Origin of the sequence: Hydrogenophaga sp. (assembly GCF_026125785.1) — a bacterium.
Classification (GTDB): domain Bacteria; phylum Pseudomonadota; class Gammaproteobacteria; order Burkholderiales; family Burkholderiaceae_C; genus Hydrogenophaga.
This window is the reverse complement of the sequence record NZ_JAHCKL010000004.1, coordinates 1-15067: the sequence shown is the minus strand read 5'-3', so window position 1 is coordinate 15067 and position 15067 is coordinate 1. Positions and strand designations below refer to the sequence as shown.

Annotated in this window: 14 protein-coding genes; 12 read left to right on the top strand and 2 right to left on the bottom strand. The window is 69.8% G+C overall.

The features are described 5' to 3' along the window. Positions 1-8 precede the first annotated feature (8 nt). Positions 9-809: a helix-turn-helix transcriptional regulator gene (locus KIT53_RS05695; RefSeq protein WP_297749012.1), complete on the bottom strand. Its 801-nt coding sequence runs from the start codon at positions 807-809 to the stop codon at positions 9-11. A gap of 130 nt (positions 810-939) precedes the next feature. Between KIT53_RS05695 and KIT53_RS05690 the strand changes: the two genes are divergently transcribed. From KIT53_RS05690 to KIT53_RS05665, 6 genes are all read left to right on the top strand, one after another. Beyond that, positions 940-1353 (top strand): hypothetical protein, encoded by a 414-nt coding sequence (locus tag KIT53_RS05690; protein WP_297749009.1) that lies wholly within the window; start codon positions 940-942, stop codon positions 1351-1353. Between the two features lie 79 nt (positions 1354-1432). Beyond that, positions 1433-4330: an aconitate hydratase gene (locus KIT53_RS05685; protein WP_297749006.1), complete on the top strand. Its 2898-nt coding sequence runs from the start codon at positions 1433-1435 to the stop codon at positions 4328-4330. A 54-nt stretch (positions 4331-4384) separates the two neighbouring features. Further along, positions 4385-5317, top strand: coding sequence for a trypsin-like peptidase domain-containing protein (locus KIT53_RS05680; protein WP_297749004.1), 933 nt, complete (start codon positions 4385-4387; stop codon positions 5315-5317). Positions 5318-5341: 24 nt separating this feature from the next. Next, a complete protein-coding gene (locus tag KIT53_RS05675) occupies positions 5342-6343 on the top strand; it encodes a MoxR family ATPase (protein WP_297749001.1) in 1002 nt (333 codons plus the stop codon). 171 nt (positions 6344-6514) lie between these two features. Beyond that, complete coding sequence (locus tag KIT53_RS05670; RefSeq protein WP_297749627.1) at positions 6515-7501, top strand: DUF58 domain-containing protein; 987 nt, start codon at positions 6515-6517, stop codon at positions 7499-7501. A 7-nt stretch (positions 7502-7508) separates the two neighbouring features. Then, positions 7509-8576, top strand: a complete 1068-nt coding sequence (locus KIT53_RS05665) for a VWA domain-containing protein (RefSeq protein WP_297749624.1) — start codon at positions 7509-7511, stop codon at positions 8574-8576. Between the two features lie 25 nt (positions 8577-8601). Here KIT53_RS05665 and KIT53_RS05660 read toward each other — a convergent pair whose 3' ends face one another. Continuing rightward, entirely contained in the window at positions 8602-9741 is a 1140-nt protein-coding gene (locus KIT53_RS05660) for an MBL fold metallo-hydrolase (protein ID WP_297748998.1), read from the bottom strand. Between the two features lie 83 nt (positions 9742-9824). Between KIT53_RS05660 and KIT53_RS05655 the strand changes: the two genes are divergently transcribed. From KIT53_RS05655 to yidD, 6 genes are all read left to right on the top strand, one after another. Beyond that, positions 9825-11033 carry an FAD-dependent monooxygenase gene (locus KIT53_RS05655; RefSeq protein WP_297748995.1) on the top strand — a complete coding sequence of 403 codons (1209 nt, stop codon included), beginning with the start codon at positions 9825-9827 and terminating at the stop codon, positions 11031-11033. A 29-nt stretch (positions 11034-11062) separates the two neighbouring features. Next, a complete protein-coding gene (locus KIT53_RS05650) occupies positions 11063-12076 on the top strand; it encodes a tripartite tricarboxylate transporter substrate binding protein (protein ID WP_297748992.1) in 1014 nt (337 codons plus the stop codon). A 58-nt stretch (positions 12077-12134) separates the two neighbouring features. Next, complete coding sequence (locus KIT53_RS05645; protein ID WP_297748989.1) at positions 12135-12716, top strand: DUF4255 domain-containing protein; 582 nt, start codon at positions 12135-12137, stop codon at positions 12714-12716. Positions 12717-12735: 19 nt separating this feature from the next. After that, positions 12736-13869 (top strand): phage tail sheath subtilisin-like domain-containing protein, encoded by a 1134-nt coding sequence (locus tag KIT53_RS05640; protein WP_297748987.1) that lies wholly within the window; start codon positions 12736-12738, stop codon positions 13867-13869. 51 nt (positions 13870-13920) lie between these two features. Beyond that, on the top strand, positions 13921-14202 hold the full coding sequence (locus KIT53_RS05635; protein WP_297748984.1) for a hypothetical protein: 282 nt from the start codon (positions 13921-13923) through the stop codon (positions 14200-14202). Positions 14203-14355: 153 nt separating this feature from the next. Beyond that, on the top strand, positions 14356-14817 hold the full coding sequence (yidD, locus tag KIT53_RS05630) for a membrane protein insertion efficiency factor YidD (RefSeq protein ID WP_297748981.1): 462 nt from the start codon (positions 14356-14358) through the stop codon (positions 14815-14817). Positions 14818-15067: the final 250 nt, after the last annotated feature.

Sequence of the window (15067 nt, the reverse complement as noted above, 5' to 3'; positions counted from 1 at the left end):
GGCCGCCATCAGGCCAACCCGCGCAGCAGCGCCGCCGAAGCCTCGTCCGCCGGAAAGAAGGTCTCCAGCGCCAGTTCCTGCAAGGTGATGTCCACCGGCGAGCCGAACACCGTGGTGGTGCTGACCAGTTGCAGCGTGCCGTGCGGCGTCTGGAACTGGAACGGCATCAGCACGCCATGGTGCTCGCCCGGCAGCGCCACCACCGGCGCCGCGCCGAAGCCGTCGGGGTACCCCTGCAGCTCGGCCAGCAGCGCGGTCAGCGTCTCGTCGCTGGTGGCGTGGATCTGCTGGCGCAGCCGCTCGAAGAGGTGCACGCGCCACTGGCGCAGGTTGGCGATGCGCGGTGCCAGCCCGTCGGGATGCAGGCTCAGGCGCAGCACATTGATCGGCCCCTGCAGCAGCGTGGGCGCGGCGCCCGCCAGCAGCGGCGCCACCATGCGGTTGGCCATCACCAGGTTCCAGTGCCGGTCCATGGCCAGCGCGGGCCAGGGCTCGTGGCAGTCCAGGATGCGCTGGACCGCCGCGCGCGCCGGGGCCATGTCCGGGGCGTCCAGCGGCCGCTCGCGGTACATGGGTGCATAGCCCGCGGCTTGCAGCAGGCCGTTGCGCTCGCGCAGCGGAATGTCCAGGCGGTCAAGCAGCCGCAGCACCATGTCGCGGCTGGGGCTGGCGCGGCCGGTCTCCACATAGCTGAGGTGACGCGTGGAGACGTCGGCCACATGGGCCAGATCGAGCTGGCTCAGGCGGCGGTGCTGGCGCCAGTGGCGCAGGCGTTCGCCGAACGGGGCGGGGGTGCGGGCAGCGGTCATGGGCGGCATGGTAGGACGCCGGAGGCCGCGCGACCATGACCTCCCACGTCATGGACGCCGTGCGGCCCCGCACCGACCATGGCTGCCGGGCCTTCCCCAGTCCGTGTCTTTCAACCACCAGGAGTGCACCATGTCCCTTCTCGCCTACCTCACATCCCCCGCCGGCCTGCGCCGCGTGCTCTGGGCCGATGCCCTGTCCGGCACCGGCTCGGCCGCGTTGCACCTGCTGTTCGCGGGTTCCCTGGCCAGCCTGCTGGGCCTGCCCGCCGGGCTTCTGCTCGCCAGCGGCGCGGTGCTGCTGGTCTACGTCGCCCTGGCGGGCAGCCTGGCCCTGCAGGTCACGCCCTCGCGCACCGCGCTGGTGCTGCTGGCGCTGGGCAACTTCGCCTGGGTCGCCGCCTGCCTGGCGCTGCTGTTCGGCGGCCTGGTCTCGCCCACGCCGTTGGGGCAGGCTTACATCGTGGTGCAGGCCGTGGCGGTCCTGGTGCTGGCCGAATTGCAGTGGATGGCGCTGCGCCGGGCCGGTACCCGTTCCCTGGCCTGACAAAGCACGACAAGCAACAGGGAGAACCTCGCTCCTGACAGAATGGAACGGTTTCGACCGTTTCCGTCAGGAGCCTCACATGCCCACGTTCTCTCACCCTTTCGCCGCCACCCTCAAGACGTTCAAGACCGCCTCGGGCAAGAGCGGTCGTTTCTACTCCCTGCCGGCGCTGGCCCGGCAATACCCCTCGGTCAAGCGCCTGCCGGTGTCGCTGCGCATCGTGCTGGAGAGCGTGCTGCGCCACTGCGATGGCGAGCGCGTGACGCCCGAGCATGTGGCCCAGCTCGCCCAATGGCAGCCCAAGGCGCCGCGCACCGACGAGATTCCTTTCACCGTAGCCCGCGTGGTGCTGCAGGACTTCACCGGCGTGCCGCTGCTGGCCGACCTGGCGGCCATGCGCAGCGTGGCCCAGCGTCTGGGCCAGGACCCCAAGAAGATCGAGCCCCTGGTGCCGGTGGACCTGGTGGTGGACCACTCCGTCATGGTCGACTACTACGGCACGAAGAGCGCGTTGGACCTGAACATGAAGCTCGAATTCCAGCGCAACCGCGAGCGCTACGAATTCATGAAATGGGGCATGCAGGCCTTTGACACCTTCGGCGTGGTGCCGCCGGGCTTCGGCATCGTGCACCAGGTGAACCTGGAGTACCTGGCGCGCGGCGTGCACCTCAAGGGCGGTCTCTACTACCCGGACACCCTGGTGGGCACCGACAGCCACACCACCATGATCAACGGCATCGGTGTGGTGGGCTGGGGCGTGGGTGGCATCGAGGCCGAGGCGGCCATGCTGGGCCAGCCGGTGTACTTCCTCACCCCCGACGTGGTGGGCTTCGAACTCACCGGCCGCCTGCGCGAAGGCGTGACCGCCACCGACCTGGTGCTCACCGTGACCGAGATCCTGCGCCGCCACAAGGTGGTGGGCAAGTTCGTGGAGTTCTTCGGCGAAGGCACGGCCTCGCTCTCGCTGCCCGACCGCGCCACCATCGCCAACATGGCACCCGAGTACGGTGCCACCATGGGCTTCTTCCCGGTGGACGGCAAGACGCTGGACTACTTCCGCGGTACCGGCCGCAGCAAGGCCGAGATCGAAGCCTTCGAGGCCTACTTCCGCGCCCAGGGCCTGTTCGGCGTGCCTGGCGCGCCCGGCGCTTCCCAGCACGCGGGCGAGATCGAGTACTCGCAGGTGGTGCGCCTGGACCTGGGCCAGGTCACCCCCAGCCTGGCCGGCCCCAAGCGCCCACAGGACCGCATCGAACTGGGCCAGGTGGCGCGCCAGTTCACCGAACTGTTCAGCAAGCCCGCCGCCGAGAACGGCTTCAACCAGCCCGCCGCGCTGCTGCACACCCGCCACCAGCCCGAGGCCGGCCAGCCGGCCGACACCGTGGCCAAGGAAAAGGCCGAAGCGACACCGGCGGGCGCGCCGCGCTTCGTCGCCGAGATGGAGGCCAACAAGCCCGCGCGTGCCACGGCCCACGCCGAGCCCGAACCGGTGCCGCCAGCGGCGCAGAAGAAGCTCACCATCGGCAATGGCGACGTGCTGATCGCCGCCATCACGAGCTGCACCAACACCTCCAACCCCGGCGTGCTGCTGGCCGCCGGCCTGCTGGCCAAGAAGGCGGTGGAGGCCGGGCTCAAGGTGCAGCCGCACATCAAGACCTCGCTGGCCCCGGGCTCGCGCATCGTCACCGAATACCTGTCGCAGACCGGCCTGCTGCCTTACCTGGAGAAGCTGGGCTTCGCGCTCGCGGGCTACGGCTGCACCACCTGCATTGGCAATGCCGGCGACCTGGCGCCCGAACTCAACGCCGTGATCACGCAGAACGACCTGGTCTGCGCCGCCGTGCTCTCGGGCAACCGCAACTTCGAGGCCCGCATCCACCCCAACCTCAAGGCCAACTTCCTCGCCAGCCCGCCGCTCGTGGTGGCCTACGCCATCGCCGGCACGGTGCTCAAGGACCTCATGACCGAACCGCTGGGCAAGGGCAAGGGCGGCAAGCCGGTCTACCTGGGCGACGTCTGGCCCAGCAGCGAGGAAATCCACCAGCTCATGAAACACGCCATGAACGGCAAGGCCTACCGCGAGAACTACGCGCGCGTGGCCAGCGAGCCCGGCAAGCTGTGGGAGCGCATCAAGGGCGTGAGCGGCAACGCCTACACCTGGCCGCAGAGCACCTACATCGCCGAACCGCCGTTCTTCGACAAGTTCGAGCTCGCCATGCCGGCGGCCAAGGCGGCTTCCGGCGTGCTGGGCGCGCGCATCATGGCGCTGTTCGGCGACTCCATCACCACCGACCACATCTCGCCCGCCGGCAGCATCGCGGAGAAGTCGCCGGCCGGCCAGTGGCTGCTGGCCCAGGGCGTGCTCAAGCCCGACTTCAACAGCTACGGTGCGCGCCGCGGCCACCACGAGGTGATGATGCGCGGCACCTTCGCCAACGTGCGCATCAAGAACCTGATGCTGCCCCCGCGTGCCGACGGTTCGCGCGAGGAGGGCGGCTGGACGCTCTACCAGCAGCCCGGCGCCGACCAGGGCGCGCGCCTGAGCATCTACGACGCTGCCATGCGCTACCAGGCGGCCAACGTGCCCACGGTGGTCTTTGCCGGCGAGGAGTACGGCACCGGCTCCAGCCGCGACTGGGCGGCCAAGGGCACGCAGCTCCTGGGCATCAAGGCGGTGGTGGCGCGCAGCTTCGAGCGCATCCACCGCTCCAACCTGGTTGGCATGGGCGTGCTGCCGCTGCAGTTCAAACCGGGTGATTCCTGGGAAAGCCTGGGCCTCAAGGGCGACGAAACCGTCGACGTGATGCCGCACCCCGAACTGGTGCCGCAGAGCGAGGCGCAGCTGGTCATCACCCGGCCGGACGGCTCGCGGCGCCAGTTGTCGGTCATCCTGCGGATCGACACGCCGGTGGAGGTGAACTATTACCGCGAGGGGGGAATCCTCCCCTACGTGCTCAGGCAATTGCTGGCCGCTTGAGCGGGTCGCCGCAACGCGGCATGATGTGCCGAACCACTGTCACCGGGAGTCGCCATGCGAAAACCTGCCTTGTACAGTCCGACGCGCCGCCCGGCGGGCCCGCAGGCCGGTGCGCGTGACGGCGGGGCAGCGGCGCAGGCGACACAGGCCATGGAGGCCGCCGCCCCGGCACCCGGGCGCTTGAAGCGCTGGCGCCAGGGCGCCGCGCGGGCGGCGGGCAGCCCGCGCGCGCTGTGGGCCGGCATGGCCTTGCTGGCCGCGCTGCTGGGCGCCAGCGTCTGGCAGCACAGCGTGCCCAAGGCGCTTACGCAGAAAGACATCGACGCCGCGGTGCTGCGCACCCTGACCACCCAGAACCTGCCTTCGGTGCAGGCGCGCGCGGCCGAGAAGATCCGCCCCGCCGTGGTGCGTGTGATGTCCTACGCCAAGGACAAGAAGGGCGTGGAGCAGGAGCAGGGCGTGGGCACCGGCGTGGTGATCGTCGACAAGGGCATCATCCTCACCAACCTGCACGTGGTGCAGGGCGCACAGACCATCAAGCTGGTGTTTGCCGACGGCACCGAGTCCGGCGCCAGCGTCACCGGCGTGCAGGCCGAAAACGACCTCGCCGTGCTGCAGGCCCACACCATTCCCGACGACCTCTCCGCCGCCACCATGCGCTCCACCAACGACCTCGCGCCCGGCGAGCAGGTGGTCGCGGTCGGCTTTCCCTTCGGTATCGGTCCTTCCGTGTCGGCGGGCGTGATCTCCGGCTTTGGCCGCGCCTTCAAGTCGCCCGAAGGCGAGCAGGAAATCTCCAACCTGATCCAGTTCGACGCCGCCGCCAATCCCGGCAACTCCGGTGGCCCGCTCGTCACCATGGACGGCGAGGTCGTGGGCATCGTCACCGGCATCCTCAACCCCACCAGCCACCGCACCTTCGTTGGCATCGGTTTTGCAGTCCCGATCGAAAGCGCGGCGAGCGCCGCCGGTCTACCTCCGTTCTAGTCTTCCCATCCACAGGAGCGCTCCATGGACCCAAGCAACACCCCCGACACCGCCCAGCTCATGGAGCAGATCCTCTACGAGGTCAAGCGCGTGGTGGTCGGGCAGGACCGGTTTCTGGAACGCGTCATGGTGGCCATGCTGGCGCAGGGGCATCTGCTGGTCGAGGGCGTGCCGGGCCTGGCCAAGACGCTCACCGTCAAGACCCTGGCCAGCGTGGTGCAGGGCCGCTTCAAGCGCATCCAGTTCACGCCCGACCTGGTGCCCGCCGACCTCGTGGGCACGCGCATCTACAACCAGAAGACCGGCGACTTCAGCACCGCGCTGGGGCCGGTGTTCGCCAACCTGCTGCTTGCCGACGAGATCAACCGTGCCCCGGCCAAGGTACAGAGCGCGCTGCTGGAGGTGATGCAGGAGCGCCAGGTCACCATCGCCGGCGAGACACACAAGGTGCCCAACCCCTTCCTGGTGATGGCCACGCAGAACCCCATCGAAACCGAGGGTACCTACCCGCTGCCCGAGGCCCAGGTTGACCGCTTCATGATGAAGGTGATGGTGGACTACCCGACCGACGAGGAGGAGTACGTCATCGTCGACCGCGTCACCGGCCCGGCGGTGCAGGTCAACGCCGTGGCCACCACGGAACAGCTCGCTGCGCTGCAGGCGCAGTGCCGCGAGGTCTATGTCGATCCTTCCCTGGTGCAGTACGCCGTCAAGCTGGTCTCGGCCACGCGCACGCCCGAGAAGCATGGCATCAAGGACATGGCCCACCTCATCACGTTCGGCGCCAGCCCGCGCGCCACCATCGGCCTGGTGGAGGGTGCCCGCGCCCTGGCCATGCTGCGCGGCCGGACCTACGCGCTGCCCGAAGACATGAGCGACCTCGTGCCCGACGTGCTGCGCCACCGTGTGGTGCTGTCCTATGAAGGCCTGTCCGAAGGGCTCACGAGCGAGGCGCTGATCGGGCGCATCATGAAACACATCCCGCCACCGGCACGTCCGCTGGAACACGAGAAGAAGGTGGCGTGATGGCCACCACCCGCCCGCGCCACCTCCGGAGCCGGTGCCTCGGCATCTCCGGGTGGAGCCATCACGCTTCAGGAGGGTGACATGCTGGCGCGGCTGTTCGGCAGACAAGGTGACGGCAAGGCGGCCGCGGCCGTCGCCGTGGCCACGCCGGTCGCGCGCCGGGCGGAGTCCATGCTGCGGCGGCTGGAGTGGACCGTGCTGCGCCGACTCGATGGCTTGCTGCAGGGCGACCACCGCACGCTGATGCGCGGCGCCGGGCTCGACCTTGCCGACCTGCGCGAATACCAGTTGCACGACGACGTGCGCCATATCGACTGGAACGTCACCGCCCGTCTGCAGCAGCCGCACGTGCGCGTGTTCACCGAAGACCGCGAGATGGCGGCCTGGTTCCTGCTGGACCTCAGCCCCTCGGTCGACTTCGGCTCCGGCGAGCAGCGCAAGAGCCAGGTGCTGCTGGACTTCACCGCCGTGCTCGCGCGCCTCATCGGCCGCCACGGCAACCGCGTGGGCGCCATGCTCTACGGTTCCCGCGGCCGGCCCGAGGTGGACGCGGTGCTGCCTGCGCGCGGTGGACGCACGCAGGTGCTGCGGCTCATGCAGATGGTGCTGCAGCCGCCCACGACGGCCGCTGCCAGAGAGAAGGACAAGGCCGGTGGCGGCGCCACGCAACTGGCCGACCTGCTGCGCGCCGCGGTGCACACCGTGCGCCAGCGCTCCACCGTGTTCGTGGTGTCGGACTTCATCAGCGAACCCGGCTGGGAGAAACCGCTGGGCGAGCTGGCGCGCCGGCACGACGTGGTGGCTGTGCGCCTGCTCGACCCGCTGGAACTCGACCTGCCCGACCTCGGGCTGATCCCCATCCGCGACGCCGAGACCGGCGAGCAGGTGCTGGTGGACACGCACGACGCCGGCTTCCGCCAGCGCTTCGCCCGCATCGCCGCGCAGCGCGAGGCCCAGTTGCGCGAGAGCCTGGGCCGCGCTGGCGTGGACACGCTGGAGCTTGCCACCGACGAGGACCTGGCCGAGGCCGTGCTGCGCTTCATCGACCTGCGCAAGCGCCGCCAGCGCTTCGGCCGCAGCGGGCAGTTCGCCGCTGTGCCCACCCAGCTCCCGGCGCGCACGCGCGAGAGCCTGCGCACCCCCTCTCAAGGAGCCTAGGATGATGATGAACAACTGGCCCGTCACCTTCCTCTGGCCGCAGTTGCTCTGGCTGCTGCTGGCCCTGCCGATGCTGGTGCTGCTCTACGTCTGGCTGCTGCGCCGGCGCAAACAGGTGGCGCTGCGCTACGCCAGCCTGTCCATCGTGCGCGAGGCCATGGGCAAGGGGCCGGGCTGGCGCCGCCATCTGCCGCCGGTGCTGCTGCTGCTGGCCATTGCACTCATGCTGCTGGCGGCCTCGCGCCCCATGGCCTCCATCGTGCTGCCGTCCAACCAGCAGACCATCATCCTGGCCATGGACGTCTCGGGCAGCATGCGCGCCGAAGACGTCAAACCCAACCGGCTGGTGGCATCGCAGAACGCGGCCAAGGCGTTCCTCGCGGAACTGCCGCGCCATGTCAAGGTCGGCATCGTGGCCTTCGCCGGGTCCGCCCAGGTGGTGCAGCCCGTGACGCTCAGCCGCGAAGACCTGCTCGCCGCCATCGACAAGTTCCAGCTCCAGCGCGCCACCGCCATCGGCAGCGCCATCGTGGTCTCGCTCTCCGAGCTGTTCCCCGACCAGCGCATCAACCTCGCCGACCTCACCTACAGCCGCAACGCCGACCCCTTCGCACCCAAGGGCCGCTCGCTGGACCAGCCCAGAGGGGAAGAGAAACCCTTCACGCCCGTGGCGCCGGGCTCCTACAGCTCGGCCGCCATCATCCTGCTCACCGACGGCCAGCGCACCACCGGCGTGGACACCGCCGAGGCGGCCAAGATGGCGGCCGACCGGGGCGTGCGCGTCTACACCGTGGGCGTGGGCACGGTGGACGGCGAGATCATCGGTTTCGAGGGCTGGTCCATGCGTGTGCGCCTGGACGAGGAAAGCCTCAAGGACGTGGCCCGCACCACGCAGGCCGAGTACTACTACGCCGGCACCGCCGAGAACCTCAAGAAGGTCTACGAGACCCTGAGCTCGCGCCTCACCGTCGAGAAGAAGGAGACCGAAGTCTCCGGCCTGCTGGCGCTCGCTGCCTCGTTGCTGGCGCTGCTCTCGGCCGGCCTCTCGGTGCTCTGGTTCAACCGGATCCTCTGAAGGGTCGCCGGTCTCGGCGGTCCCGTCAGTCCAGCGGCCAGGGCACGGACTTCGGCACCGAGAGCGCGTCCGCGGGCGTCACCGGCTCGCCCACGCGGTCAGGGGTCGGCGGCACCGTTTCGGCGCCGCGCCACCAGGGCGTGGGCAGCGTGCCGTGCGCCGGCTCCACGGGCTCCCCCAGGCGCGGCATCAGCAGTTGCGCGCCTTGCAGGGGCCCCAGTGTCAGCAGCGTCTCGGCGGGCTCGTCCCAGTCGTGCATGGCCAGCGCGAAGGTGCCCCAGTGCACCGGCAGGAAGGCGCCGCCGCCCAGCAGCTTGAGGGCCTTCAGCGCGTTCTCCGGCCCCAGGTGGATGTCGCCCCAGGACGGGTGGAAGGCGCCCACCTCCAGCATCACCAGGTCGAACGGTCCGAGGCGCGCGGCGATCTCCGCGTACTCGTTGGTCAGGCCCGTGTCGCCGCTGAAGAACACCCGGTGGCGTGCCGACTCGATCACCATCGACGACCACAGCGTGGCGTTGCGGTCCTTGAGCGCGCGGCCCGAGAAATGCTGGGAGGGCGCGGCATGCACCCGCAGGTCCGCCGTGGGCAGCGTGTACGACTCCCACCAGTCCAGCTCCACGATGCGCTCGTGCGGCACGCCCCAGGCCTCCAGGTGCGCGCCCACGCCGAGCGAGGTGACGAACGGGGCCGCCGAGTGCCGCGCCAGCTCGCGCACCGTCAGGTGGTCCAGGTGGTCGTAGTGGTCGTGCGAGATCAGCACCAGGTCCAGCGGCGGCAGCGCACGCAGCGCCAGCGGCACCGGCTGGAAGCGCTTCGGGCCGGCCAGTTGCGAGGGCGATGCGCGCGCCCCCCAGACCGGGTCGGTCAGCACGCGCAGGCCGTCGATCTCGATCAGCACCGTGGAGTGGCCCAGCCAGGTGGCGCGCAGGCCGCTGTCGGCCGGGCGGTGCCAGGTGTCCAGCGGGTTCACGGATGGCAGGGGGCCGGCCGGCACGCGCCGGCCTTCGCCGCAGAGGAAGTCGCTCAGGGAAGGGCGCGGCGCGGACAGGTCGCGCAGGCCCGGCAGCACCGGGTGGATGTTGCGGAATCCCTCGCCCTGCCAGAGCGGCGAAGCCCGCATGCGTTCGAGCCGCAGACCTTGTGCGCGTTTGCCGAAAGACTTCATTCTTGTTCCGTTTCCTCTGCCGGACGGCGTTGCCTGCATCGTACATCGCTGTACGGAGCCGTACGGCGCGCAATAATCCCAGGATGACATCCCAAGCAATCATCGCCGGGGGAGGCATAGGCGGGCTGGCATGCGCACTGTCGCTGGCGCGTGCGGACATGCCCTCGGTGTTGCTGGAACAGGCCCCCGCCTTTGCCGAGGTGGGCGCAGGCCTGCAGCTCGGGCCCAACGCGGTGCGCGTGCTCTCCGACTGGGGCCTGATGGATGCCTTGCAGGCCTGCGCCGCCTTCCCCGAGGCGCTGCGCGTGCGCGACGCGCGCAGCGGCGCCTCGCTGGGCAGGCTGGCGCTCGGCGCCATGGCGCTGGTGCGCCACGGCCAGCTCTACGCCACGCTGCACCGCGCGGACCTGCATGCCCTGCTGCTGCACGCCGTGCAGCGCCGTGCCGACGCGGTGCAACTGCGGCTCTCGTCGCGCCTGGCCGCCTACGAAGAAAGCGGCGGCGGCGTGTGCGCGCGGCTGGAAGACGGTGACAGCGTGAAGGGCGACGCGCTGATCGGCTGCGACGGGCTCTGGAGCCGCGTGCGCACGCAGATGCTGGGCGAGCAGCCGACGCGCGCCACCGGTCACCTGGCCTACCGGGGCATGGTGCGCGCAGCCGACCTGCCGCCCGCGTTGCGCGCCAACGTCGTCACCGCCTGGCTCGCGCCGCGCTTGCACGTGGTGCACTACCCGGTGAAACAGGGCGACTGGTTCAACGTGGTGGCGGTGGTGCAGGGCAGCCTGCCAGCGGGCGACGACCCCCAGGCCTGGACCCACGACGCCCACGCCAGCGACCTGCGGCGCGTGCTGTCTTCGGCCTGCACCGAACTGCTGACCATGGTGGACGCCGTGGCCGACTGGAAGCTCTGGGCGCTCAACGACCGCGTTCCCATGCAGGGCGCGCACGAGCACGCACGCGGCCGCGTGGCGCTGCTGGGCGACGCCGCCCACCCCATGCGCCCCTACCTGGCCCAAGGCGCGGCCATGGCCATCGAGGACGCCTGGACCCTGGGCCGGCTGCTGCAAGGCACCGACGAGCACGCCAGCCGGGACTGGCCCGCCCTGCTGGCGCGCTACGCGCAGACCCGCTGGCAGCGCAACGCGCGCGTGCAGGCACGTTCGCAGCGCAACGGCACCATCTTTCACGCCAGCGGCCCGCTGCGCTGGGGCCGCAACACCGCCATGACCCTGTTGCGCGAGCGCCTGCTGGACAATCCCTGGCTCTACGGCGGACCGCCCGAGCCCGCATGATGATTTTTTCACGAGAGGACGACAACACCATGACCGACCACATCCGAACCCCCATCACCCGTCGCCATGCCCTGGCCGGCGCCGCCGCGCTCACCGCCGCCACGGTCCTGCCTCTGGGTGCCACCGCGCAAGCCCAGCAGAAACCCGCCGCGTGGCCCACTCGGCCGCTGAAGATCGTGGTGGGCTTCCCCGGTGGTTCCTCGCCCGACCTCACCGCGCGCCTGCTGGCCGAGCCGCTGGCGCAGGCGCTGGGCCAGCCCGTGGTGGTGGAGAACCGCCCCGGCGCGGGTGGCAACATCGCCGCCGCACAGGTGGCGCGCGCCGACGACGACCACACCATCGGTCTCATGATCAACGGCAACATGACCATCGCCAAGATCCTGAACCCGGACACCCCTTATGACCCGTTGAAGGACCTGACCCCGGTCTCGCTCATCGCCGTGGCGCCGCTGGTGCTCAGCGTGCCCGCCAGCGTGGCCGAGAGCGGCGCCGCCTACATCGCCGCCGCCAAGGCCGCCGGTGACAAGTGGAACTACGGCACGCCCGGCGTGGGCACCGTGGGCCACCTCGGTATGGAACTGCTCAAGAGCCGCGCCGGCATCGCGCCGGTGCACGTGCCCTACCCAGGCAACCCTCAGGTGATCGCCGCCATCATCGGTGGCCAGATCCAGATGTCGCTGCTGCCCCCGGGTCTGGCCATGGCCCAGGTGCGCGGCGGCAAGCTCAAGGCCATCGGCGTCACCTCGCTGGGCCGCAGCAGCCTGGTGCCCGACGTGCCCAGCCTCTCCGAAGCCGGTGTGCGCGACTTCCAACTCGAAATCTGGAACGCCGTCGCCGCGCCCAACAGCCTGCCCAAGGCCCACGTCAACAAGCTCGCCGCGCTGCTCACCGAGATCGTGCGCCGCGAAGACATTCGCCAGAAAATCTTTGCCCAGGGCTGGCAGGTGGCCGGCACCGGCCCTGAAGGCCTGGCACGCCGCATCAAGAGCGACACCGCCGCCATGACCGAGGTCATCCAGCGCAACAACATCCGTCCGGGCTGACGCGGCCGCGCAGGCGGAAAGTCTCCTCCCACCCGGAAAAGGAAAGGAAGTCCGCAACATGGCCAACGTATTCGCCATCCATTCCGTCTGCCAGTCCATTGCCGCCTACCTCCAAGGCAGCTACCCGGCCAGCGTGGCCGAACTGCCCATGCCGCCCTGCAGCTTCGAGGTGCTGTCCTCCAGCCAGCTTGCCGGCCCGCTGGACGACGCCAGCCGCATCGGCATCTACCTCTACCGCACCTCCCCGGTCGAAGGCGGCCCCATGCGCCTGCCTCCCACGCTTGAGCCGGGAGGCGGCGCCCGGCGTGCGCTGCTTCAGCTGAACCTGCACTTTCTCGTGTTTCCCTGCAGCCGCAGCGCGCAGGACGAACAGGTGACCCTGGCCTGGACCCTGCGGCAGTTGCACCTGCACCCCATCCTGGACATGGCCACCCTGACCGCCGAAGCCGCCTGGGCCGCCGACGAGGTGGTGCAGGTCACCCCCGACACGCTGCCCATGCAGGACATGCTGCACATCTGGCGCGCGCTGGGCGCGCCGTACCGCCTTTCTGCCGCCTACACCGCGCGCGCGGTGCGCCTGCATGCCGATGCCCAGGCCGAGCCGCTGCCCGTCGTCGTGCCGGTGTTGGGGCCGCGCTGAACCCGCAGGAGCCGCCCACATGCCCGTCTACCGCGCCCCCGGTACCTACGTGGAAGAGGTGAGCCCGCGGCACAAGCGCATCGAAGGCGTGAGCACCACCACCACCGCCTTCGTGGGCCCCACGCTCCAGGGCCCGGAGACCAACACCCCGCCGCTGCTCACCAGCTTCCATCATTTCGAGCGCCACTACGGTGGCCTCGGCGACATCGACCCCGGCAACGGCCAGCCTCCCGCCACCAACCACGTCGCCCACGCCGCGCGCGTTTTCTTTACCGAAGGTGGCAAGCGCCTGTACATCGCCCGCACACCCACCGGCGACGACAGCCCGGCACGCTACGAAGAAGCGCTGGCCGCCACCGAGACCCTGGCCGACATCGCCACCGTGGCCGCGCCCGGCAACACCACGCTCGCCGTAGCCCGGGCCCTCATGGCCCACGCCACGCGCCCCGGCCTCTGGCGCTTCGCCGTGCTCGACGCCCCGCTGGCCGCCACCCTGGACGAGGTGCGCGAACACCGGCGCGCGCTCGACTCCCCCTTCGCGGCCCTGTACCACCCCTGGGTGGTGAGCGCCGACCCCGGGGGCCAGGGCAGCGCCACGCGCACATTGCCGCCCTCCGGCTTCGTCTGCGGCATCTACGCCCGCTCCGACGTGGAGCGCGGCGTGCACAAGGCGCCCGCCAACGAAGTGGTGCGCAGCGCGCTGCGCTTCGAGCGCGACATCCGCGAGCAGGAACAGAGCGTGCTCAACCCCGAAGGCATCAACTGCCTGCGCTTCCTCGAAGGCCGGGGCATGCGCGTCTGGGGCGCACGCACCCTGGGACGCGACCCCGAGTGGACATACGTCAACACGCGGCGCTGCGCCAGCTACCTGCAAGCCTCCATCGAACGCGGCACCCGCTGGGCCGCGTTCGAACCCAACGGCGAGCCACTCTGGGCCCGTGCCACGCAAGCCATCAGCGACTTTCTCCACGACGCGTGGCGCAACGGCGCATTGCGGGGCGACCAGCCGGCGCAGGCTTTTTTTGTGCGGTGCGACCGCAGCACCATGACCCAGAACGACATCGACAACGGCCGCATGGTCTGCCTGATCGGCGTGGCGATTCTGAAGCCCGCCGAATTCGTGATCTTCCGCGTCGTGCAGACAACCGCATGAACCCGCGAGAATGAATCCCCAACCCCCTGCGGCGCGAGGAGGCGCCCTGCCATGAAACAACAAATCGCCCGCCTGTCTCCCCACCAGAATGGCAAGGTCTTCGCGGTGCTCGCCGCCCTCGGCACCCTGGTCGTCATCGTCCCGGCCTTTCTCATCATGTTGGTGAGCGGCTCCGGGAGACCGCAGTTTCCCGCGTTCGGGCTTCTGCTGATGCCGCTGTTCTACCTCGTCGTCTGTTACCTCATGGTCTCCGTCGGCTGCATCATCTACAACTTCATGTTCCGGTACATCGGCGGCGTCGAGTTCGAGGCCAGAGGGCAGGACGCCGAGTGAAGACCCAGGCGGTTCCCTCGCCGGCGCCTGATCCAGAAAACCGCCGTTCCGAACCACCCTGTCGATCTTTCATGCCAGCCTGAGGCGGCTGCGCGGGAGGACTGCGATGCTCGGCCATTTCCGAGCCCAGTCCCAGACCGTGCCACATCGCCCATGAAGAAACTGGCCCTGATCCTGATCGCCTTCTACCAGCGCCACCTCTCGCCCCACAAAGGCTTCTGCTGCGCCTACCGCCAGCACACGGGCCACGCCAGTTGCTCGGAACTGGGCCGGCGCAGCATCCGGCGCCACGGGCTGCTCAAAGGCCTGCGGATACTGCGCCGTCGCCTCGTCCTTTGCGGTGTGGCGCACCGCCGCTACAGCCCCAGCGTGCCGCGGCCACCCGCGGCGCAAAGAGGCGACTGCGACCTGAACTGCTGCGACATCCCCACCGACGGTGCGTGCGGCCAAGCCCTTGGGCTCGACAGTTGCCACGGGTTCGACGGCAACTGCCGCCCCCACGTCCTTGACGGCTGCGATGCCTGCTCTTGCGAGTGGCCTCGCAAGAAACACCCTCCGCACGGCGCGGACACCGAGGCCGGCGTGCACATTCCACCCCACCGCAGTACGGCCTGAACCGCACACCGCCTCGAACACTGCGGGGCGTATGGACGCCGCTGAACCACGCCTATACTCCTTCCGTCGTACACATCCGTGCGACCGGGATTGGCGTCCTGAAGATGTTCTGTGTTGAAGAGATGGCTGCAGCGCTTTAGCGATGCGGCCATCTTCTTCTTCTTCGTCTGAGCCTTCCTCTTATGGTGGCCCGGATGGGGAGACGAAAGTCTCGCCGTTGTTGCAGAACATCTCGGTACGCCAACCTGTT